This is a genomic window from Pseudomonas sp. 8_5_2, assembly GCF_059295255.1.
In genome coordinates this window covers 5331659-5352866 of sequence record NZ_CM181238.1, presented here as the reverse complement: position 1 = coordinate 5352866, position 21208 = coordinate 5331659, and the positions used below count along the sequence as shown (strand labels likewise).

Annotated in this window: 17 protein-coding genes and 2 tRNA genes; 12 read left to right on the top strand and 7 right to left on the bottom strand. The window is 59.5% G+C overall.

Going from position 1 to position 21208, the window contains the following annotated elements:
• Positions 1-200: 200 nt before the first annotated feature.
• Both AC5O5R_RS24530 and AC5O5R_RS24525 read right to left on the bottom strand, forming a co-directional pair.
• Positions 201-287 (bottom strand) — tRNA-Leu (locus AC5O5R_RS24530).
• Between the two features lie 86 nt (positions 288-373).
• Positions 374-460 (bottom strand) — tRNA-Leu (locus AC5O5R_RS24525).
• Positions 461-731: 271 nt separating this feature from the next.
• On the opposite strand from AC5O5R_RS24525, the gene rnr reads away from it, so the two are divergent.
• The 7 genes from rnr to dnaB all read left to right on the top strand — a co-directional run bounded on the left by rnr (position 732) and on the right by dnaB (position 7923).
• A complete protein-coding gene (gene rnr, locus AC5O5R_RS24520; RefSeq protein WP_494511751.1) occupies positions 732-3314 on the top strand; it encodes a ribonuclease R in 2583 nt (860 codons plus the stop codon).
• Positions 3311-4057 (top strand): 23S rRNA (guanosine(2251)-2'-O)-methyltransferase RlmB, encoded by a 747-nt coding sequence (gene rlmB / locus AC5O5R_RS24515; protein WP_172228654.1) that lies wholly within the window; start codon positions 3311-3313, stop codon positions 4055-4057. Before rnr ends, rlmB begins: the two co-directional genes overlap by 4 nt.
• Positions 4058-4363: 306 nt before the next feature.
• Positions 4364-4789 (top strand): 30S ribosomal protein S6, encoded by a 426-nt coding sequence (gene rpsF, locus AC5O5R_RS24510; protein WP_003249557.1) that lies wholly within the window; start codon positions 4364-4366, stop codon positions 4787-4789.
• Positions 4790-4817: 28 nt separating this feature from the next.
• The gene (gene rpsR / locus AC5O5R_RS24505) at positions 4818-5048 is read left to right on the top strand and encodes a 30S ribosomal protein S18 (protein WP_003249563.1); all 231 of its coding nucleotides are present in this window, start codon (positions 4818-4820) and stop codon (positions 5046-5048) included.
• Between the two features lie 33 nt (positions 5049-5081).
• Complete coding sequence (locus AC5O5R_RS24500) at positions 5082-5945, top strand: hypothetical protein (RefSeq protein ID WP_494514796.1); 864 nt, start codon at positions 5082-5084, stop codon at positions 5943-5945.
• Between the two features lie 20 nt (positions 5946-5965).
• Entirely contained in the window at positions 5966-6412 is a 447-nt protein-coding gene (gene rplI / locus AC5O5R_RS24495; RefSeq protein WP_075804740.1) for a 50S ribosomal protein L9, read from the top strand.
• A gap of 113 nt (positions 6413-6525) precedes the next feature.
• The gene (dnaB, locus tag AC5O5R_RS24490) at positions 6526-7923 is read left to right on the top strand and encodes a replicative DNA helicase (RefSeq protein ID WP_494511748.1); all 1398 of its coding nucleotides are present in this window, start codon (positions 6526-6528) and stop codon (positions 7921-7923) included.
• Between the two features lie 116 nt (positions 7924-8039).
• Here the strand turns inward: dnaB and AC5O5R_RS24485 are convergent, their stop codons facing one another.
• A complete protein-coding gene (locus AC5O5R_RS24485) occupies positions 8040-9707 on the bottom strand; it encodes an ATP-binding cassette domain-containing protein (RefSeq protein WP_172286403.1) in 1668 nt (555 codons plus the stop codon).
• A gap of 1 nt (position 9708) precedes the next feature.
• Positions 9709-10863 (bottom strand): YcaO-like family protein, encoded by a 1155-nt coding sequence (locus AC5O5R_RS24480; protein WP_494514795.1) that lies wholly within the window; start codon positions 10861-10863, stop codon positions 9709-9711.
• Positions 10864-12033: 1170 nt separating this feature from the next.
• Here AC5O5R_RS24480 and AC5O5R_RS24475 point away from each other — a divergent pair.
• Together AC5O5R_RS24475 and AC5O5R_RS24470 are read left to right on the top strand one after the other, a co-directional pair.
• On the top strand, positions 12034-12297 hold the full coding sequence (locus AC5O5R_RS24475) for a DUF3077 domain-containing protein (RefSeq protein WP_494514794.1): 264 nt from the start codon (positions 12034-12036) through the stop codon (positions 12295-12297).
• 250 nt (positions 12298-12547) lie between these two features.
• Entirely contained in the window at positions 12548-14851 is a 2304-nt protein-coding gene (locus AC5O5R_RS24470; protein WP_172286400.1) for a YgiQ family radical SAM protein, read from the top strand.
• Positions 14852-15038: 187 nt separating this feature from the next.
• Here the strand turns inward: AC5O5R_RS24470 and AC5O5R_RS24465 are convergent, their stop codons facing one another.
• Positions 15039-15626, bottom strand: coding sequence for a cytokinin riboside 5'-monophosphate phosphoribohydrolase (locus AC5O5R_RS24465; RefSeq protein WP_172226741.1), 588 nt, complete (start codon positions 15624-15626; stop codon positions 15039-15041).
• A 349-nt stretch (positions 15627-15975) separates the two neighbouring features.
• Here AC5O5R_RS24465 and azu point away from each other — a divergent pair, with 349 nt between their 5' ends.
• Complete coding sequence (gene azu / locus AC5O5R_RS24460) at positions 15976-16425, top strand: azurin (RefSeq protein WP_084966628.1); 450 nt, start codon at positions 15976-15978, stop codon at positions 16423-16425.
• A gap of 76 nt (positions 16426-16501) precedes the next feature.
• Here the strand turns inward: azu and nadE are convergent, their stop codons facing one another.
• Both nadE and pncB read right to left on the bottom strand, forming a co-directional pair.
• Complete coding sequence (nadE, locus tag AC5O5R_RS24455) at positions 16502-17329, bottom strand: NAD(+) synthase (protein ID WP_172226762.1); 828 nt, start codon at positions 17327-17329, stop codon at positions 16502-16504.
• 3 nt (positions 17330-17332) lie between these two features.
• Positions 17333-18538: a nicotinate phosphoribosyltransferase gene (gene pncB, locus AC5O5R_RS24450; protein ID WP_494514793.1), complete on the bottom strand. Its 1206-nt coding sequence runs from the start codon at positions 18536-18538 to the stop codon at positions 17333-17335.
• Between the two features lie 470 nt (positions 18539-19008).
• Here pncB and AC5O5R_RS24445 point away from each other — a divergent pair, with 470 nt between their 5' ends.
• Together AC5O5R_RS24445 and AC5O5R_RS24440 are read left to right on the top strand one after the other, a co-directional pair.
• On the top strand, positions 19009-20145 hold the full coding sequence (locus AC5O5R_RS24445; RefSeq protein ID WP_172226768.1) for a branched-chain amino acid ABC transporter substrate-binding protein: 1137 nt from the start codon (positions 19009-19011) through the stop codon (positions 20143-20145).
• Between the two features lie 146 nt (positions 20146-20291).
• Complete coding sequence (locus AC5O5R_RS24440; protein WP_172226771.1) at positions 20292-21206, top strand: ABC transporter permease subunit; 915 nt, start codon at positions 20292-20294, stop codon at positions 21204-21206.
• Positions 21207-21208: the final 2 nt, after the last annotated feature.

Sequence of the window (21208 nt, the reverse complement as noted above, 5' to 3'; positions counted from 1 at the left end):
TACTTCCTCGCTTACGGCTACATATTTGGAAACAATGGTAAACGAAATCGTTTCTCAAGTGGCCGGGTGACGAGAAATTCATGCTCAGACCATGGTCAGTGCCACACAAGGCATGCGCACGTGACGCCTGTCGCGGAGGAGGGGCCTACAAAAAACGCAGGCAAGAAAAAACCCACTAGCAAGCTAGTGGGTTTTTTGTATGGTGCCCAGGAGAAGACTCGAACTTCCACGACCTTGCGGTCACTGATACCTGAAACCAGCGCGTCTACCAATTCCGCCACCTGGGCAAAGCTTTACATCATCTGGTGAAGGCGACTATCGTTCGCTTCACACAGTAGTAACAGATCCTTGGTCATCTGTTACTTGAAATACTTGGTGCCCAGGAGAAGACTCGAACTTCCACGACCTTGCGGTCACTGATACCTGAAACCAGCGCGTCTACCAATTCCGCCACCTGGGCACACATTCGAGATTACTTGATGCTTTACAGCGCCGCTCATCTCTACTACAACTTCGGGGTTGTCCGTCGTTGTGGTGCGCACTATACGGACGCTCTGGAGGGCTGTAAAGCCCCCAATCAAAAAAAATTTCAAAAAATTCAACTTGTTGATTCCACAGGTCTATTGCCGCTCACCAGAGGTGCCGTTGGGGCTGTCCAACGCTTACATTTCCGGTTTCAATAGGCCTATGCCAGAATTCATATCTATATACCCCAAGGTGAACCCCTTCTGATGGCCGATTGGCAATCCCTCGATCCCGAGGCCGCTCGCGAAGCGGAAAAATACGACAACCCCATTCCCAGCCGTGAGCTGATCCTGCAGCGCCTTGCCGACCGTGGCGAACCCGCTGCGCGCGAGGAGCTGGCGAAAGAGTTTGGTCTGTATGAAGAAGACCAGATCGAAGCCTTGCGTCGTCGCCTGCGTGCCATGGAGCGCGACGGCCAGCTTATCTATACACGGCGCGGCACTTATGCCCCGGTAGACAAGCTGGACCTGATCTGCGGCCGCGTCTCGGGCCACCGCGATGGCTTCGGCTTCCTTATCCCTGATGACGGCAGCGAAGACCTGTTCCTCAGCCCGTCGCAGATGCGCCTGGTATTCGACGGCGACCGTGGCCTGGCCCGCGTCTCTGGCGTAGACCGCCGCGGCCGCCGCGAAGGCGTGCTGGTCGAAGTCATCTCCCGTGCCCACGAAAGCGTGGTCGGCCGTTACTTTGAAGAGGGCGGCATCGGCTACGTGACCCCGGACAACCCGAAGATCCAGCAGGAAGTGCTGGTGACCGCCGGGCGTAACGGTGGCGCGAAGATCGGCCAGTTTGTCGAGATCAAGATCACCCACTGGCCAACCCCGCGCTTCCAGCCGCAAGGCGACGTGGTCGAGGTCATCGGCAACTACATGGCGCCGGGCATGGAAATCGACGTTGCCCTGCGCAGCTACGATATCCCCCACGTCTGGCCCCAGGACGTGGTCAAGGAAGCGCGCAAGTTCCGCTCCGAAGTCGAAGACAAGGACAAGGAGAAGCGCATCGACCTGCGTCACCTGCCGTTCGTCACCATCGACGGCGAGGACGCCCGCGACTTCGACGACGCCGTCTATTGCGAACCGCTGGGCAAGCTGCGCATGTTCTCTGGCGGCTGGCGCCTGTATGTGGCCATCGCCGACGTGTCCAGCTACGTGCGCCTGGGTTCGGCCCTGGACGTCGAGGCCCAGCAGCGCGGTAACTCGGTGTACTTCCCCGAGCGCGTGGTGCCGATGCTCCCTGAAGAGCTGTCCAACGGCCTGTGCTCGCTGAACCCGCATGTCGATCGCCTGGCCATGGTCTGTGAAATGACCATGAACAAAGCCGGCCAGATGGTCGACTACCAGTTCTACGAAGCCGTGATCCATTCACATGCCCGTCTGACCTATAACAAGGTCAGCAGCATGCTCGAGCACTCCCGTACCCGCGAGGGCAAGGCGCTGCGCGAGGAGTACAAGGAAGTCCTGCCGGACCTGAAGCACCTGTACAACCTGTACAAGGTGCTGGTCGAGGCCCGCCACACGCGTGGCGCCATCGATTTCGAAACCCAGGAAACCCGGATCATCTTCGGTGACCAGCGCAAGATCGCGGAAATCCGCCCGACCGTGCGCAACGAAGCCCACAAGCTGATCGAGGAATGCATGCTGGCGGCCAACGTGGCCACCGCCGAGTTCCTGCAAAAGCATGAAGTGCCTGCCCTGTACCGGGTGCACGACGGCCCGCCGCCAGAGCGCCTGGAAAAACTCCGCGCCTTCCTGGGCGAGCTCGGCCTTTCCCTGCACAAGGGCAAGGACCCGTCGCCGAAGGACTACCAGGCCTTGCTGGCGAGCATTGCTGGGCGCCCGGACTTCCACCTGATCCAGACGGTGATGCTGCGCTCGCTGAGCCAGGCGGTGTACAGCACCGACAACAACGGCCACTTCGGTTTGAACTACGAGGCGTACACCCACTTCACCTCGCCGATCCGTCGTTACCCGGACCTGCTGGTGCATCGCGCCATCCGTAGCGTAATCCGCTCCAAGGTCGATACCCCGCACGTCAAGCGTGCCGGCGCCATGAGCATCCCCAAGGCGCGTATCTACCCGTACGACGTGAATACCCTCGATCAGCTGGGCGAGCAGTGCTCGATGACCGAGCGGCGTGCCGACGAGGCCACCCGCGACGTGGTCAACTGGCTCAAGTGCGAGTTCATGAAGGACCGCGTGGGCGAAACCTTCCCGGGCGTGATCACTGCGGTGACCGGCTTCGGCCTGTTCGTCGAGCTGACCGATATCTACGTCGAGGGCCTGGTGCACGTCAGCGCGCTGCCGGGTGACTACTATCACTTCGACCCTGTGCACCATCGACTGTCCGGTGAGCGTACCGGGCGCAGCTTCCGCCTGGGCGACACCATCGAAGTCAAGGTCATGCGCGTCGATCTCGACGAACGCAAGATCGACTTCGAGGTGTCCGAGCAGCAGCTCAAGGCGCCGATCGGACGCAAAGGGCGCGGTGCCGCACCGGTCGCCGAAAAGGGCGAGCAGCCGCCGGTGACCGAGGCCAAGGCTACGCCGAAGCCGCGTAGCCGCAAGAGCGAAGCGTCCGAGGCGTACTTCCCGAAAGACGCCGTGCAGCGCAACGCCGAAGTGCGCAAGAGCCGCGAAATGAAGAAGGCGCTGATGACCGAAGCGCGTTCCGGTGGCCATTCGAGCAGCAAGTCGGACAAAGGCAGCAGCAAGGCTGCCGGCAAGCCGACCAAGCACCGTAAAGGCCCGCCGAAGTCCGGCGCGCCCCGCAAGAGCAAGAGCAAGTCATGAGTCAGCTGGAAAAGATCTACGGCGTGCACGCCGTGCAGGCGTTGTTGCAGCACCATCCGAAGCGGGTCAAGCAGATCTGGCTATCGGAAGGGCGCAGCGAGCCGCGCATCCAGGCGCTGCTGGCGCTGGCCGCCGAGAACCGCGTGGCGGTCGGCCAGGCCGAGCGCCGTGAGATGGATGCCTGGGTTGAGGGTGTGCACCAGGGCGTGGTTGCCGAAGTCAGCCCGAGCCAGGTGTGGGGTGAGCTGATGCTCGAGGAATTGCTCGAGCGCACTGAAACCCCACCGCTGATTCTGGTACTCGATGGTGTTACCGACCCGCACAACCTCGGCGCCTGCCTGCGTACTGCCGATGCGGCCGGTGCCACGGCAGTGGTGGTGCCCAAGGACAAGTCGGCGACCCTGACCCCGGTTGTGCGCAAGGTGGCCTGCGGCGCTGCGGAAGTGATTCCGCTGGTGGCCGTGACCAACCTTTCCCGCACCCTGGAAAAACTCCAGCAGCGTGGCTTGTGGGTGGTGGGTACCGCGGGCGAGGCCGAGCAGGAGATCTACCAGCAGGACCTGACCGGGCCGCTGGTGATGATCATGGGCGCGGAAGGCAAGGGCATGCGCCGGCTGACGCGCGAGCATTGCGATTTCCTGGTGAAATTGCCGATGAGCGGGAGTGTCAGCAGCCTGAACGTTTCGGTAGCGACGGGCGTGTGCCTGTTCGAGGCCGTGCGTCAGCGACAGGCCAAGCGCTGATCTTCAGCCTGTACCGGCCCTATCGCCGGCAAGCCAGCCCCCACAGGCACGCCACAAGGTTCAGGTCCTGTGGCGATCCTGTGGGAGCTGGCTTGCCGGCGATAGGGCCAGTACAGACATAAAGTGTTTCGGGCTGTTCAAATAATCGCCAATCACCTTGCTTGTGTGCCACGGCTTCTCTACAATTGCGCCCCTTGCCGAGCTGGCAGGTGCGCATGCGCCTCCCCTCTGTGCAAGACATACAGTGTCATTCACTCCTTGTCTGACCAGATTCGCTGGCAGACTACTAACCCGTAAGGAGCATTCATGCGTCATTACGAAATCATCTTCCTGGTTCACCCGGACCAGAGCGAGCAAGTCGGCGGCATGGTTGAGCGTTACACCAAGCTGATCGAAGAAGATGGTGGCAAGATCCACCGCCTGGAAGACTGGGGCCGTCGCCAACTGGCCTACGCAATCAACAATGTTCACAAGGCTCACTACGTGATGCTGAACGTTGAGTGCACCGGCAAGGCCCTGGCCGAGCTGGAAGACAACTTCCGCTACAACGATGCCGTTATCCGTAACCTGGTCATCCGTCGTGACGAAGCCGTTACCGGTCAGTCCGAGATGCTGAAGGCTGAAGAAAACCGCAGCGAGCGCCGTGAGCGTCGCGAGCGTCCTGAGCATGCTGACTCCGCCGAAGGCGACGACAGCAATGACAGCGACTCCAGCGATAACGCTGACGAGTAATCCACGGACCTTTAGAGGAGCCTATTAAATGGCACGTTTCTTCCGTCGTCGTAAATTCTGCCGCTTCACTGCTGAAGACGTGAAAGAGATCGACTTCAAAGATCTCAACACCCTGAAAGCTTACGTATCCGAAACCGGCAAGATCGTTCCAAGCCGCATCACCGGTACCAAAGCTCGTTATCAGCGTCAGCTGGCTACCGCTATCAAGCGCGCCCGCTTCCTGGCCCTGCTGCCCTACACCGACAGCCACGGCCGCTGAGACCGGGTCGTCGACAAGCAGTAAGGGATTAGCATGCGAGCGTTAGCAAGCTTCATCATGCGCGGTCGTGTGCAGGCCACCCTGGTGGTGGTCATCAGCGCGGTACTGCCGCTGCTGTTCTGGTTGAGTGCCGCTGCCGGCAGCCTTGTGCTGCTGCGGCGCGGGTTCAAGGATGCTACAACGGTCATCGCCGGCGGCCTGCTGGCCGGGTTGGCCGTGTGGTTCATGGGCGATCCCATCACCTTCATGGTGATTGCGGGTGCCCTGGCCATGGCCGCCATGTTGCGTGCCGAGCAACCCTGGAGCCGCGTGTTGGTGGTCAGCGCCGTGTTCGCCGTGGCTTTCAGCCTCGTGCTCGATCTGGCGCTGGCACCGACTTTCGATATGCTGGTCAAGGCTTTTGCCGAGGCCATGCCGCAAATCGAAGGGCAACCGGTGCTCTCCGGTGAGCTGATCCGCCCTGTGCTGGTCGCTTCCACAGCAGTGACGGTGCAATTGTTCAGTGTGCTGGCCTTGGTGCTGGCGCGCTACTGGCAGGCAGCGTTGTACAACCCTGGAGGCTTCGGTCGCGAGTTTCGCGCCCTGAAGCTGCCAAAACAGACCATGGCGGTGTTGGTGGCAGTGATGGTGGTGGCTCCGTTTATCGGGTCGCAGTTCATCATTCTGGCATCGGCCTCGAGCCTGGTACTGGTACTGGCCGGCATCGCCTTGATGCACGGGCTGGTGGCACAGGGCCGACTGGCTGGTTTCTGGCTGGTGGGCATGTACGTGACGCTGCCGCTGATCATGCAGCTGATTTATCCGTTGCTGATGGTCTTGGCCATTGTCGACAGCCTGATTGATTTTCGCGGTCGCAAGTCCCCCAAGGGGAATGACTCCGCGAACGGTGAAGGTTAAAAGTTAAGAGGTTTTACCAAATGGAACTGATCCTGCTGGAAAAAGTCGCTAACCTGGGCAACCTGGGCGACAAAGTAAAAGTTAAGGCTGGTTACGGCCGTAACTTCCTGCTGCCATTCGGCAAGGCCACCGTTGCCAACGCCGCCAACCTGGCTGCGTTCGAAGAACGTCGTGCCGAGCTGGAAAAAGCAGCTGCCGACAAGAAAACTTCGGCTGAAAGCCGTGCTGCCCAACTGGCCGAGCTGGAAGTGACCATCACTGCCACCGCTGGCGACGAAGGCAAGCTGTTCGGTTCGATCGGCACTCACGACATCGCTGACGCCCTGACCGCCTCCGGCGTTGAAGTGGCCAAAGCTGAAGTTCGTCTGCCGAACGGCACCATCCGTCAGGTTGGCGAATACGACGTAGCCGTGCACCTGCACAGCGACGTTGAAGCCACCGTACGTGTGGTCGTCGTAGCTGCCTAAGCTGCGCTGACTGGCTGGCTCCTGGTGAGCCAGGCGGTTAACATCGGGCACGGTCCTGTTTTATACAGGCCGTGCCCTTTGTCTTTTTCGTCCTCCAGAATTCTTTCGTGGCCATGAACGAGATCACCACCTCCGAACAGCTTGACCTGCAAACCGCCGCCCTGAAGGTGCCGCCGCATTCCATCGAGGCCGAACAGGCCGTGCTCGGTGGCCTGATGCTGGACAACAACGCCTGGGAGCGGGTGCTGGACCAGGTGTCCGATGGCGATTTCTATCGGCATGACCACCGCCTGATCTACCGGGCCATCCACAAGCTGGTGGACCTTAACCACCCGTTCGACGTGGTCACGCTGCATGAGCAGTTGGACAAGGAAGGCGTGTCCTCGCAGATCGGCGGCCTGGCGTACCTGGCCGAGCTGGCCAAGAACACCCCGTCGGTAGCCAACATCAAGGCGTACGCCGCGATCATTCGCGAGCGTGCCACGCTGCGCCAGCTGATCAGCATCAGCACCGACATCGCCGATAACGCGTTCAACCCCCAAGGTCGAAACGCCGAGGAAATCCTCGACGACGCCGAGCGGCAGATTTTCCAGATCGCCGAAGCGCGGCCGAAAACTGGCGGGCCGGTAGGCGTCAACGAACTGTTGACCAAGGCCATCGACCGGATCGACACGCTGTTCAACTCCGACAGCGAGATCACCGGCGTTTCCACCGGTTATACCGACCTGGACGAGAAGACCAGCGGTTTGCAGGCAGCTGACCTGATCATCGTTGCGGGTCGTCCTTCGATGGGCAAGACCACCTTCGCCATGAACCTGGTGGAGAACGCGGTGCTGCGCAGCGACAAGGCGGTGCTGGTCTTCTCGCTTGAAATGCCAGGTGAGTCGCTGATCATGCGTATGCTCTCGTCCCTGGGCCGCATCGATCAGACCAAGGTGCGTTCCGGCCAGCTGGATGATGACGACTGGCCGCGCCTGACTTCGGCCGTCAACCTGCTCAATGACCGCAAGCTGTTCATCGACGATACGGCCGGCATCAGCCCCTCTGAGATGCGTTCACGTACTCGCCGCCTGGCGCGGGAGCATGGCGAAATCGGCCTGATCATGGTCGACTACCTGCAGCTCATGCAGATTCCAGGTTCCGGCGGTGATAACCGTACCAACGAAATTTCCGAAATCTCCCGCTCCTTGAAAGCGTTGGCCAAGGAGTTCAACTGCCCGGTGGTTGCACTGTCGCAGCTGAACCGCTCCCTTGAACAGCGGCCGAACAAGCGCCCAATCAACTCCGACTTGCGTGAGTCGGGTGCAATCGAGCAGGACGCCGACGTCATCATGTTCGTGTACCGGGACGAGGTGTATCACCCCGAAACCGAGCATAAGGGCATCGCTGAAATCATCATCGGCAAGCAGCGTAACGGCCCCATCGGCTTTGTGCGGCTGGCGTTTATCGGCAAGTACACCCGCTTCGAGAACCTTGCGCCGGGCATGTACAACTTCGATGATGATGAATAAAGCGCGGTTTAATTAGGCTGCGAATATCTACCGGCTTAACAGGAACTCTGTGGGAGCGGCTTCAGCCGCGAAGAATCCATCGCGGAGGATGGCACCGGCTATGCCGGTGTTCGCGGCTAATGCCGCTCCCACAGGGTGTGCGGTGCGCCTGCTGGCTCAGTGTGCTGAGCGATCTTCGTTCTTGCTTTACTGATGATGCGCCCCTCGCTCAGGGTGATAACCCGGTCAAACCGCGACAATGCGCTCTGATCATGCGTGACGCAGATCAACCCTTTCCCTTGGAATGTTTCGAATAACAGGTCCCAGGTGCGCTCTGCCGATCCGGCATCAAGCCCAGCTGTGGGCTCGTCAAAGAAATTGAATTCGCCGGGCCGGTTAAGCAAGCGTAGCAACGTCAGCCTGCGTGCTTCTCCACCCGAAATGGATTCTGCGCGTGCATCCAGATCAAGTTCGTACCAGTCTTTACTCAGGCTCAGTCGTTCAAGCCATCGTTCGATTTGACCGCGATCATGAGCTTGCTCTAACAGCACTGAGCGGGGCAGTGGGCCGGGTATGAAGTGCGCATCCTGAGGGCAGAGTCGTAAACGACTGAACTGCTCACAAGCATCAAGTGCTGCCAGACATCTGCCGTACAGGTGAACATGCTTGCGCAACTGGAATACTGTTCCTGCCAGCGCATGCAGAAGTGTGGACTTGCCGCACCCGCTGGGCCCAATCAGCGCAACCCGTTCTCCTGCACGAATTATCAAGGGCTCATCGATCAGCAGTTGCAGCGCGTTTCGAGCGCTGAGTTGACAGGGGGTAATGCAAAGCCCTGCGTTTTCATCTGAGGGCTCTGCCTTTATGGATTCTGTCGGGCCGAACACCGGAAGTTGCAGCCAGTGTTCGAGCTTGCGTTTGTCGAGCCGGAACTGATCGAGCAATCGCCAGGCTTCCGCCAGTTGTGCAACGCCGGCGAGCAACCCACTCACCAGAGTAAAGAGGGCAACAAGCTCGCCCAGGCTCAGATGCGGTGTTGCCTGGGATTGATCATGGATACCCCACAACAGTAAACCACCACTGCCCAGCCCAATGAACAGGGTGCGCAGGCCCTGTAGCCATCCGCCACTGTAGGCAACCCCTATCGCCGAGTCGGCATAGCCCGACAGTGTCTGGTTGACCGGAATCATTGCAGCATCCTCGGCCTTCTCCAGCTTGACCGTTGACGCGCTGGCGAAGGTGTCAACCCATTGTTCCGCCAGTTCGTCTTCTCGCGAGTTGACTGCTTCGATACGGGGGCGACGCCAGCGCACCAGTCGATCGTTTGTCCACAGATACGCCAAGCTCAAGGGGATGAGGCCGATCAATACCGAGGTAGCCCCGAGGTACGCAAACAGCGCGACCAGCACCACTGCTTCGGCCAAGACCGGCCACGCCGAGCCAATCAGAAAGCCTAGCCACCGCTCCTGGGCCGTTATTCCTCTATCCAGTACCTTTACCAAGGTTCCGCCATGGAGTTGTCCATAAGCCTCGAAACGTTTGTCCAGCAACCCTCGGCACCAGCGCATAGAAAGCTGCTTCACGCGCTCTTGGCAGAGCCGCGCAAGGCACCAGGCTTGTAAAGGGGTCAACGAGGCTTGTAGTGCGACAAGGCATATGAAGGCACCGAGCAGAACGAGAGAAGACGTGGCCGAGGTAGACAGGTTGTCGATAATGTCGGCCAGGATCAGGGCAGGTACGACGGTCGCAACTTTGAGAACTAAGGTCGCGCTCAGGGCGGCGAAGAGGCCTCGGTAAATATGCATATCATTGCCTTATGCCTTTGAATGCGCTCTGCGGCGCGACTGGAATTCCGGACCTTATTAAATGAAAGCGCTCCAGTCCGGGTATGAAAACTTGTACGACTGAGGCGAGGCTGGGGTGCTCATATAGTGTGCGGTAGAATACAGTTTTATTATCCTTGCCCAGGTTGATCAGCGTGCGCTTGATCTGTCCGCGTACGCTTAGCTCTAGGCGAGGTGGATGATATTCAGGCACGTTGTACTTAGGGCGTGGGTGCAGAAGTGAGGATAGCTTTGCCGAGTATATGAGCACTTTTTCCGTGGTGAGATCTTCTTGTTTTTCTTTCGACCCATAAAGCTGTTCGCACTGAATCTGTTCAGTTACAGCGCGGTACATTGCAATGGATGGATTTATGGAGCTTCCCGAGCCGACGCCGCTGAGAGAACCTTCTTTTTTGCTGCGAGAAATAGCAATGCAAAATGGAACGTCATAGAAGTCGTGGGTTAAGTATATATCTAGCTTTTTCGCATGGCAGAGAAGCTTGGTGTCATGTGCAAAGGTCTCTTCCAGAAAAGAATCGGAGGGTCGATAGATTTCTGGGGGCGAGCTCAGATTGCAAAGCGATAGATAGTACATTGACAGGGCGTGACGTTCGATCGTTTCATTCATGGCATGTAAGAGGGCTTCGCTCTCGGTGCAGCCAATCGCTGTTCCAGAGTTGCTCGCATATTTGGCAAGAAATCCTGCTGCAGTTTTCTCAATTGCTTCAAGGTTGCTGGAGGAGGGAGCTATCAATATCGCTGGTATTTTTATTTCATCGTAGCTGTCCAATGCTTGAATTGCAAAATAAGGTATTTTGCAGCTAGGCGGGATGGACTTTAGTAGCCGGTCGTCGAAAGGGGCTATGGATTGTAAGATTTTGTCACTTTCGATGATGTTTGGAGTGGCCTTGTCGACGAAGTAATGCTCTAGGCTTTCGGCAAGGGCTCCTAGTTCACAATGCTCCCCCTTTCCTGCTCCGCAAGAGACTTCCTTGTAGGTCCTGTCGTATAAGTGGCATGTGGCGACCAAGTTATTATTTTTTGATAGCTTTGTTTTCGAGTGAAAGCCCAGATGCTGATGTAGCCTTGTGAGGCGATTGTAGGCTTCTTCTGTGGTCAACTCGCGTTCGGTGATCATCTTTAGCTCCTAGGTCAGGCCAGAAGGGGCAAAGCCCCTTCTGGCTTAGTGCTTACAGCATGTTGAGGAAGTCAACCTCGGACTCGGTAAATGTGTAGTTCATCACGCGAGAGATCTGAGGCATGTTGATTTCAGAACGACGACGTCCCATGGCTATTGCTCCTATAAAGTTGATTTGAGTGCGCCTTTCAGCGCGTCACTGTTGTATCACTTGTTTTTTTCTTGGTCCAAGAGCTGCTCGTGATTTCTTGAGGAAAGTTGACGTAGGATTTTTTACTAAGTTTTGAGGGGCGATTCCTGCAGTTATTAAGAGATAAAGAAAAAAGCACTAATAATTAGCCGGTTAGCATTTTCTGAGGGCTGGATAGGCTAAACATTCAGTAAAAACCTGAAGGGATTGCGATCGCTCAGCAGGGGGCAGCGCGGTCATCGTGAGCCCAAGCAAGTTCAGGTTTTCCTGTGGGTAATCTTCCTTGCTTTTGAGGCCTGCCTGGATCTCATAGGGGGAAACTAAACTGTCGTCATATACCCGTCGGCCATTGGTTGGTATTAAGGCGAAACCGTCACAGGGCACGCTACGATCTTGACCTGATTGCCAAAAAATAATCAGATTTTTCCCGTTGCGTGTAGGCCGTTTCTGAAATAGCTTTCAACCGCCTTTGCGCCATTGCGGTGGTTTTCTGGGCGGCCTAGTCTGGCTTTGTCGTTGCCAAAGCAGCGACCGGGCCTGCAAGCCTGATCAGGAAACGAATGTTGTTCACCGTAAGCCAATGGCACGCCATTGGCCCGCTTGATGGTGGCTGCGTGCGGGAGGTTTTCGAACCTGCCGGTTTTCGTTCTCTGTCCGGTCTTGCAGACCCGTACGTGGCCGCCACCCATCACACTGCAAGTCAATGAGTGCGGCTCTTGTGAACCTACAGAGAGCTAAAGCATGCTGAAAATTGTCCCCGATCCACCCCACGATCCCCCTTTTGTTGAAGACCCCCCGATGCAGCGGCAGAGGCCTGCTGTAAGGCTTCGTTGATATGTCGCCTGGTCCGGCCCTTTCGCGGGTGAACCCGCTCCCACAGGGTCTCCCAGGATTTCAAGGCTTGTGCCGTACCTATGGGAGCGGGTTTACCCGCGAAGAGGCCGGCCGAGGCAGTCGAGAATTTTCAGGGGGATTGAACAATGACAACAGACGACACCCAGTTCACTGTCGGCAAGACAACTTTCTACCAAGGCGAAAACGGCGCCCATCCGCTGTTTCGCATCGAGGCGGGCATACCGTGCAGGGACGCACGCGAGCAGTCTTCGGAATTGATGGGCTATGTGCGCGAATTGACCATCATCGGGTTGATGGATGAGAAACCGATGATGATCTGGGCGGCCCATTACCTGAGTGCGATGGCCAAGGCGCTGATGGATGATGCAGAGTTGGGGATGAAGAGGTGAGGGGGCGGCTTCAGGTTGCATGAAGGCAGCCATGTGTTCGCCACAACAATTTCAGCGCCTAGAAGACCGAGCGCCGCCCGCGCGGCGCTCGGTCTCCTAGGCGCCGAAACTGCAGCGGCGAACACCCGGCGCGCCCACCCCCCAACCGTCGCCCAACCCACCAATCCCCACGAAGACAGTCGGATTTGGTCAAAATTTGTGCTATATTCCGCGCCCGCGATTTCCCTGCACAACAGAACCGGTCACTGACATGCAAGCAGCCAAACCACTCTACGACTATCCCAAGTACTGGGCCGAATGCTTCGGGCCAGCACCTTTCCTGCCGATGAGCAGGGAGGAGATGGATCTGCTCGGCTGGGACTCCTGCGATATCATCATCGTGACCGGTGATGCCTACGTCGACCACGCGTCGTTCGGCATGGCCATCATCGGCCGCCTGCTGGAAGCCCAGGGCTTCCGCGTGGGCATCATTGCCCAGCCGAACTGGCAGTCGAAAGACGACTTCATGAAGCTCGGCGAGCCGAACCTGTTCTTCGGCGTGGCTGCGGGCAACATGGACTCGATGATCAACCGCTATACGGCGGACAAGAAGATCCGTTCCGACGACGCCTACACCCCTGGTGGCCTGGCCGGCAAGCGTCCGGACCGTGCCAGCCTGGTGTACAGCCAGCGGTGCAAGGAAGCCTACAAGCACGTGCCGATCGTGCTGGGTGGCATCGAGGCTTCGCTGCGGCGCATCGCCCATTACGATTACTGGCAGGACAAGGTCCGTCATTCGATCCTGGTCGACGCCAGTGCCGATATCCTGCTGTACGGCAACGCCGAGCGGGCCATCGTCGAGGTTGCCCAGCGCATGTCCCAGGGCGAAAAGATCGAGCACATCACCGATGTGCGTGGCACCGCATTCATTCGCCGTGACACGCCTGCGGACTGGTTCGAGATCGACTCCACCCGCATCGACCGGCCGGGCCGCGTCGACAAGATCATCAACCCGTACGTGAACACCCAGGACACCCAGGCCTGTGCCATCGAGCAGGCCAAAGGCGACCAGGAAGACCCGAACGAAGCCAAGGTGGTGCAGATTCTCGACAGCCCGCGTATGACCCGCGACAAGTCGGTGATCCGTCTGCCTTCATTTGAAAAGGTGCGTAACGACCCGGTGCTCTACGCCCACGCCAACCGCGTGCTGCACCTGGAAACCAACCCGGGCAACGCTCGTGCGCTGGTACAGAAGCATGGCGAAGTGGACGTGTGGTTCAACCCGCCACCCATCCCCATGACCACTGAAGAAATGGACTACGTGTTCGGCATGCCCTACGCGCGTATTCCGCACCCGGCGTATGGCAAAGAGCGCATTCCGGCCTACGAGATGATCCGTTTCTCGGTGAACATCATGCGTGGCTGCTTCGGTGGCTGCACCTTCTGCTCGATCACCGAGCACGAAGGCCGCATCATCCAGAACCGCTCGCACGAGTCGATCCTGCACGAGATCGAGGAGATGCGCGACAAGGTGCCGGGCTTCACCGGCGTGGTCTCTGACCTTGGCGGCCCGACCGCCAACATGTACCGCATCGCCTGCAAAAGCCACGAAATCGAGAAGCACTGCCGCAAGCCGTCGTGCGTGTTCCCTGGCATCTGTGAAAACCTCAACACCGACCACAGCTCGCTGATCGAGCTGTACCGCAAGGCCCGTGCCCTGCCGGGTGTGAAGAAGATCCTGATTGCCTCGGGCCTGCGCTACGACCTGGCCGTGGAATCGCCGGAATACGTCAAGGAGCTGGTGACCCACCACGTGGGCGGTTACCTGAAGATTGCCCCGGAGCACACCGAGCGTGGCCCGCTGGACAAGATGATGAAGCCGGGCATCGGCACCTACGACCGCTTCAAGCGCATGTTCGAGAAGTACTCGAAAGAAGCGGGCAAGGAGCAGTACCTGATTCCGTACTTCATCGCGGCGCACCCGGGCACCACCGACGAAGACATGATGAACCTGGCCCTGTGGCTCAAGGGCAACGGCTTCCGCGCCGACCAGGTGCAGGCGTTTTACCCGTCGCCAATGGCCTCGGCCACGGCCATGTACCATTCGGGCAAGAACCCGCTGCGCAAGGTGACCTACAAGAGCGAAGGCGTGGAAATCGTCAAGAGCGACGAGCAGCGCCGCCTGCACAAGGCGTTCCTGCGTTACCACGACCCGAAAGGTTGGCCGATGCTGCGTGAAGCGCTGGAGCGCATGGGCCGGGCCGACCTGATCGGTCCGGGCAAGCACCAACTGATCCCGCTGCACCAGCCGCAGAGTGACACCTACCAGAGCGCGCGTCGCAAGAACTCGACCCCGGCTGGCAGCCACAAGGTGGGCAAGGAACAGAAGATCCTTACCCAGCACACTGGCCTGCCGCCGCGTGGCAGCGATGGCAGCAAGCCGTGGGACAAGCGCGAGCAGGCCAAGGCCGACGCGTTTGCCCGCAACCAGCAGGCGGCCAAGGAGCGCAAGGAAGCAGCCAAGGGTGGTAAGGGCAGCGGCAAGAAACCGCGCCAGCCTGTCATCCCGCGTTGATTTCTGGGGCCGCCTTGCGGCCCAATCGCCGGCAAGCCAGCTCCCACAGGTACAGCGCAAGCCTTGGCTTTTGTGCATTGGCTGAGGGAGTTGGCTCCCCGGCACAGCGCCAGCCTTGGCCTTCGTGCAATCCCTGTGGGAGCTGGCTTGCTGGCGATTGGGCTGCAAAGCAGCCCCTGTATCAGCTTTAGTCGGGCCTTTTGTCGACCCACTTCGGCGCCACCGGCGCGACAAAGCTGTCCATGCCGTCCAGCAGCTCATCCGGCAGCTGCCCCAGCAGCAACATCGCCCGGTGCTGCGGGCGCACGAAGCCTTCTTCGACAACGTGATCGAGGAACCCGCCCAGCTTCTCGTAGAAGCCGTTCACATCCAGCAGGCCCAGCGGCTTGGCGTGATAGCCCAGTTGCCCCCAGGTCCAGACTTCAAACAATTCTTCCAGCGTACCCAGCCCACCCGGCAGGGCGATGAAGGCATCGCTCAGCTCGGCCATGCGTGCCTTGCGTGCATGCATGCCGTCGACTACTTCCAGGCGGGTCAGGCCTTTATGGCCGACCTCGGCATCCAGCAGGCTTTGCGGGATGATCCCGACCACGTCACCACCCGCAGCCATCGCTGCGTCGGCAACCACCCCCATCAGGCCGACTGCCCCACCGCCGTAGACCAAGGTCAGACCCCGACGCGCAATGGCCTGGCCAAGCGCGACGGCTGCTTCACGGTAGGCAGGGTTGGCGCCGATGCTGGCGCCGCAGAATACACAAACGGAACGTACGGGCATTGCTCATCTCCTGTCACTCAGGTGGACAGGGTACGGCGCACGCACGCTGCTTCCAAGGTAGCATTCATTCCGGGCGGGAGAATTCGCAGATGGCGCCCGTAGCCCCGTGGGCATAGGCGGCGAGCAGGCTGTTGATAAATGCGGAGATGGGCATTTGGTATTGCTCCTAAATGAGAGGTTGTCCCATCGTCTATTAAAAGGGCATGATGTGCCCTTAGATTGGTTGTATACAATCCATTGAACAATTCTACTGACTGACCACTTGACACCCCCTTGACCCATATCAGCGAGGGGAGGAACGGTTTCAGGCAGTCTCGCAATTGATAAAACCCTGCCAAGGAGATTCATGATGTTTGCGAAAGCTGTAGCGGTATCCCTGCTGACCCTCGCCAGCGCCTCTGTCTTCGCCGCCGAGTGCTCGGTAACGGTCGAGTCGACCGACCAGATGTCGTACACCACCAAAGAATTCACCGTCGACAAGAGCTGCAAGGAATTCACCGTCAAACTGACCCACTCCGGCAACCTGCCGAAGAACGTCATGGGCCATAACCTGGTGATCAGCAAGACTGCCGACATGCAGGGCATTGCCACCGAAGGCATGACCCAGGGCATCGAGAAGGGTTATCTGAAAGAAGATAACGCCAACATCATTGCCCACACCGCGATGATCGGTGCGCCGGAAAAAGAAACCGAAGTCAAATTCGACACTTCCAAGCTGGAAGCCGGTGGTGACTACAGCTTCTTCTGCACCTTCCCGGGCCACATCTCGATGATGAAGGGCAAGGTTGTAGTCAAGTAATCAAGGCCTGACGCCCGACTTTGTGGGAGCGGGTTTACCCGCTCCCACAGTTCACCCACAGGCCTTTCTACATTGATCAAGGGGCGAAAGGCAGTTCGCGCTTGTGCTGGGTCTTGCGGTAGGTGGCGACGATGATGTCGAATGCTGCCTGGTCAACCGGTTGCCCATGCAGGAACGCGTCGATCTGCTGGTAGGTCACGCCATGCGACGCTTCGTCCGGCTTGCCCGGCTCCAGGTCTTCCAGGTCCGCAGTCGGCACCTTCTCCACCAGTGATTCCGGCGCACCAAAGCTGCGCGCAATGGCCCGTACCTGATTTTTCACCAGCCCGCTCAGCGGCGCCAGGTCGCAGGCACCGTCACCAAACTTGGTAAAGAAGCCCATCACCGCCTCGGCGGCGTGGTCGGTGCCGATCACCAGGCCTGCGCGGGCGCCGGCGATGGTGTACTGGGCGACCATGCGCGTGCGCGCCTTGACGTTGCCGACCACGAAGTCGACCAAGGTTGGCGAGCCGTTCTTCAGTGCTTCAACTTCATTCGCCAGCGCCCGCACTGCCGGGGCGATGTCCACGGTGTGCAGTTCATCGGCATTGATCACTTCCAGGCACGCCTGGGCGTCATGCTCGTCGTGCTGCACTTGATACGGCAGGCGTACGGCAATGAAGGTGTAGGCCTTGTCCCCGGTTTCGGCGCGCAGTTCGTTGATGGCGCGCTGGGCGAGCAGGGCGGCGGTCAGCGAGTCGACGCCGCCGCTGATGCCCAGCACCAGGGTCTTGAGCCGGGCATTGGCCAGGCAGTCCTTGATGAACGCCACGCGGCGGGCGACTTCGGCCTCGAGCGCGGCGGCGTCGGCGAATGGCGGCTGGACCTTCAGCGCCTGGGCAATCTCTAGCTGAACCGCTTGCATGGGTTACTCCTTGCTGGGGACTTTGAATACATGGCGCAGGTAGGCGACGAAGTTCTCGTCGCGGCACTGGGTCTTGGCGGCCTCATCGGAAATCTTGGCCACCGGTGCACCGTTGCAGTCGGTCATTTTAAGCACGATGCTCATCGGTGCCACACCTGGAATGTCGCAGGTCAGGTTGGTGCCGATGCCAAAGCTGACATTGATGCGACCGCGCAGGGCACGGAAGATCTCGAGGGCCCGGGTAAGGTTGAGCCCGTCGGAGAACACCAGGGTCTTGGTCATCGGGTCGATACCCAGCTTCTGATAGTGCGCTATGGCCTTTTCGGCCCATGCCACTGGCTCGCCCGAGTCGTGGCGCAGGCCGTCGAACAGCTTGGCGAAGTACAGGTCGAAGTCGCTGAGGAATGCATCCATGGTGATGCAGTCGGTCAGGGCGATACCGAGCAGGCCGCGGTACTCGCGGACCCAGCAGTCCAGGGCGGCGATCTGGCTGTCGATCAGCCGTGGGCCGAGCTGCTGATGGGCCATGATCCACTCGTGGGCCATGGTGCCCAGCGGCTTGATGTCCAGTTTCCATGCCAGATCGACGTTGCTGGTACCGACAAAGCGGCCCGGGAAATCGTCGCGCAGCACGCGTACCACTTCTTCCTGCACACGGCTGGAAAAGCGCCGGCGGGTGCCGAAGTCGGCCACCTGCAGTTCGGCCAGCTCGTCGTCGCTGGCGTGCGCGCGCAGCCAGTCGAACTTGCGGTAGAGCTGGTCGCGGGCCTCGGCCAGGCGCAGGCGCGGGTGCAGATGGCGGTTGCGTACTTCGCTGATGATTGCCAGCAGCGGCACTTCGAACAGGATCACATGCAGCCACGGGCCTTTCAGGCGCAGGAGCAGCTGGTCGTTTTCAATGCCGATGCGCACGTAACGAAGGTTGAAGCGGAACAGGCGCAGAAAACGCAGGAAGTCCGGCTTGAGGAAGCTGATGCGTTCGAGAAAGCCCAGCTGGCCATCATCGAGGGTGAGGTCGCTGAGCAGTTCGAGCTGGTTGCGGATCTCGCCGAGGTAGGGGCGCAGGTCCTCGCCGTTGCGGCAGCGGAACTCCCATTCGACGTCAGCGTCCGGGTAGTTGTGCAGCACGCCCTGCATCATGGTGAGTTTGTAGAAGTCGGTGTCGAGCAGGTTGTGCACGATGCGCTCGGCAAATGCGCTTTCGCTCATCAAGGGGGCTCCGGAAGCGGCGAATGGCGGACATTGTGCCAGCCTTTTTGGGCTGGTAGTGCCTGTGCTGGCCTCTTCGCGGGTGAACCCGCTCCCACAGAGGCCGTGGACCGGCCAAAACAGAGGTGTTTTTCCGTGCACCGGCTAGCCTTCAAACGGTGCCGCCTGTAGCAGTCGCGCACCAGTGGTGTGCACTTCGGTGACGTCTGCTGTTACAGGGCGGTTGCACGTAAACACTTGTCAGGGTTGCAATGATGGCACTCGACGGTTGCTCCTTGTCTGTACGGGTGGTAGCGCCTGTCGCGTGGCAGACGGTTGCACGCTCAGTAAAGAAAAGGCCGTCGGTCGCCTGCAGGCGACCCGCGCAGTGTGTTTTCCCGGAAGACAAAACCTATGGCACGGCCCTTGCTCTGAGCACAGGGCTGAGAAGTTGTAGTGCCAACCAAAAAAAACTCTAGGAGCACCACCTCATGTCGCAGACGTTTTACAAGAAAGGTTTCCTGGCACTGGCCGTGGCTACGGCACTGGGTGTTTCTTCGTATGTTCAGGCCGACGTCAAGATCGGCGTAGCGGGCCCCATGACCGGGGCAAACGCAGCGTTTGGCGAGCAGTACATGAAAGGTGCGCAGGCAGCGGCCGACAAAATCAACGCCGCCGGTGGCGTCAACGGCGAGAAAATCGTCCTGGTCAAAGGCGATGACGCCTGCGAACCGAAGCAGGCCGTGGCTGTGGCCAACCGCCTGGTCGACCAGGACAAGGTCATCGGCGTGGTAGGGCATTTCTGCTCCTCCAATACCATCCCGGCCTCCGAGGTGTATGACGAAGCTGGCGTAATCGCCATTACCCCGGGCTCTACCAACCCGCAGGTCACCGAGCGTGGGCTTAGCGCCATGTTCCGGATGTGCGGCCGTGACGATCAGCAGGGCATCGTCGCCGGTGACTACATTGTCGATGTGCTCAAGGGCAAGAAAGTCGCGGTGCTGCACGACAAGGACACTTATGGCCAAGGCCTGGCCGATGCGACCAAGGCGCAGTTGACCAAACGCGGAGTCACGCCGGTGCTGTATGAAGGCCTGACCCGCGGCGAGAAAGACTTCAGCGCCGTGGTCACCAAGATCCGCTCCACCGGTGCCGACGTGGTGTACTTCGGCGGCCTGCACCCGGAAGCCGGCCCGCTGGTCCGCCAGCTGCGCGAGCAGGGCCTGAAGGACGTCAAGTTCATGTCCGACGACGGCATCGTCACCGACGAACTGGTGTCCACCGCCGGTGGTGCGCAGTACGTTGATGGCGTCTACATGACCTTCGGTGCCGACCCGCGCATGCTGCCCGACAGCAAGGCCGTGGTCGAGGAGTTCCGCAAGGCCGGTACCGAGCCTGAAGGCTACACCCTGTACGCCTATGCCTCGCTGCAGGCCTTGGCTGCTGCCTTCAATGGCTCGAAGTCGAACAAGGGCGAGGACGCGGCCAAGTGGCTCAAGGCCAACCCGGTGAAGACTGTGATGGGTGAGAAAAAGTGGGACAGCAAGGGCGACCTGACTGTGTCCGACTACGTGGTCTACCAGTGGGACAAGGACGGCAAGTACCACCAGCTGGAAAAACAAAAATAACAACGGCCAACGGCCCGGGCGCCTCGCGCCGGGCCGCAGCCCCGCGGTACCTGTCCTTATTCGGAGATCTGCACGGTTCTGCGCCGTATGAGGCCGCCTCATCCGTGGCCGGCGCCCGTGCAGTCTCAATCAGGTGAGATTGCGTTATGGATGGTATTTTCCTGCAGCAACTGGTCAACGGCCTGACCCTCGGGTCGGTCTATGGCCTGATCGCCATCGGCTACACAATGGTCTATGGCATTATCGGCATGATCAACTTCGCGCACGGCGAGGTGTATATGATTTCCGCGTACCTCGCGGCAATCAGCCTGGCATTGCTGGCTTACTTCGGTGTCGAATCGTTCCCCCTGCTGATGCTCGGCACCCTGTTGTTCACCATCGTCGTCACCGGTGTATACGGCTTCACCATCGAGCGCATCGCCTACAAACCCCTGCGCAACTCCACCCGCCTGGCCCCGCTGATCAGCGCCATCGGCATTTCACTGATCCTGCAGAACTACGCGCAGATCAGCCAGGGCGCCCGCCAGCAAGGCGTGCCAACCCTGCTTGAAGGCGCAATGCGTGTCGAAGTCGGCACCGGCTTCGTGCAACTGACCTACACCAAGATCTTCATCCTGGTGGCAGCGTTCCTGGGCATGGGCCTGCTTACCTATGTGATCAAGTACACCAAGCTCGGCCGCATGTGCCGCGCCACCCAGCAAGACCGCAAGATGGCCTCGATCCTGGGCATCAACACCGACCGGGTGATTTCCTATGTGTTCGTCATCGGTGCAGTGATGGCCGCCCTGGCTGGCGTGCTGATCACCATGAACTACGGCACCTTCGACTTCTACGCCGGCTTCATCATCGGCATCAAGGCGTTCACCGCTGCGGTGCTCGGCGGCATCGGCTCGCTGCCTGGCGCCATGCTTGGCGGGATCATCCTGGGGATTTCCGAGTCGCTGTTCTCCGGCCTGATCAACTCCGACTACAAGGACGTGTTCAGCTTCTCGCTGCTGGTGATGATCCTTATCTTCCGCCCACAAGGCCTGCTGGGTCGCCCGCTCGTGGCTAAGGTGTGAAC

Excerpts from the sequence above, each read along its gene's own strand:
- rnr (WP_494511751.1), top strand. The coding sequence starts at position 732 with ATGGCCGATTGGCAATCCCTCGATCCCGAGGCCGCTCGCGAAGCGGAA.
- rlmB (WP_172228654.1), top strand. The coding sequence starts at position 3,311 with ATGAGTCAGCTGGAAAAGATCTACGGCGTGCACGCCGTGCAGGCGTTG.
- rpsF (WP_003249557.1), top strand. The coding sequence starts at position 4,364 with ATGCGTCATTACGAAATCATCTTCCTGGTTCACCCGGACCAGAGCGAG.
- rpsR (WP_003249563.1), top strand. The coding sequence starts at position 4,818 with ATGGCACGTTTCTTCCGTCGTCGTAAATTCTGCCGCTTCACTGCTGAA.
- AC5O5R_RS24500 (WP_494514796.1), top strand. The coding sequence starts at position 5,082 with ATGCGAGCGTTAGCAAGCTTCATCATGCGCGGTCGTGTGCAGGCCACC.
- rplI (WP_075804740.1), top strand. The coding sequence starts at position 5,966 with ATGGAACTGATCCTGCTGGAAAAAGTCGCTAACCTGGGCAACCTGGGC.
- dnaB (WP_494511748.1), top strand. The coding sequence starts at position 6,526 with ATGAACGAGATCACCACCTCCGAACAGCTTGACCTGCAAACCGCCGCC.
- AC5O5R_RS24485 (WP_172286403.1), bottom strand. The coding sequence starts at position 9,707 with ATGCATATTTACCGAGGCCTCTTCGCCGCCCTGAGCGCGACCTTAGTT.
- AC5O5R_RS24480 (WP_494514795.1), bottom strand. The coding sequence starts at position 10,863 with ATGATCACCGAACGCGAGTTGACCACAGAAGAAGCCTACAATCGCCTC.
- AC5O5R_RS24475 (WP_494514794.1), top strand. The coding sequence starts at position 12,034 with ATGACAACAGACGACACCCAGTTCACTGTCGGCAAGACAACTTTCTAC.
- AC5O5R_RS24470 (WP_172286400.1), top strand. The coding sequence starts at position 12,548 with ATGCAAGCAGCCAAACCACTCTACGACTATCCCAAGTACTGGGCCGAA.
- AC5O5R_RS24465 (WP_172226741.1), bottom strand. The coding sequence starts at position 15,626 with ATGCCCGTACGTTCCGTTTGTGTATTCTGCGGCGCCAGCATCGGCGCC.
- azu (WP_084966628.1), top strand. The coding sequence starts at position 15,976 with ATGTTTGCGAAAGCTGTAGCGGTATCCCTGCTGACCCTCGCCAGCGCC.
- nadE (WP_172226762.1), bottom strand. The coding sequence starts at position 17,329 with ATGCAAGCGGTTCAGCTAGAGATTGCCCAGGCGCTGAAGGTCCAGCCG.
- pncB (WP_494514793.1), bottom strand. The coding sequence starts at position 18,538 with ATGAGCGAAAGCGCATTTGCCGAGCGCATCGTGCACAACCTGCTCGAC.
- AC5O5R_RS24445 (WP_172226768.1), top strand. The coding sequence starts at position 19,009 with ATGTCGCAGACGTTTTACAAGAAAGGTTTCCTGGCACTGGCCGTGGCT.
- AC5O5R_RS24440 (WP_172226771.1), top strand. The coding sequence starts at position 20,292 with ATGGATGGTATTTTCCTGCAGCAACTGGTCAACGGCCTGACCCTCGGG.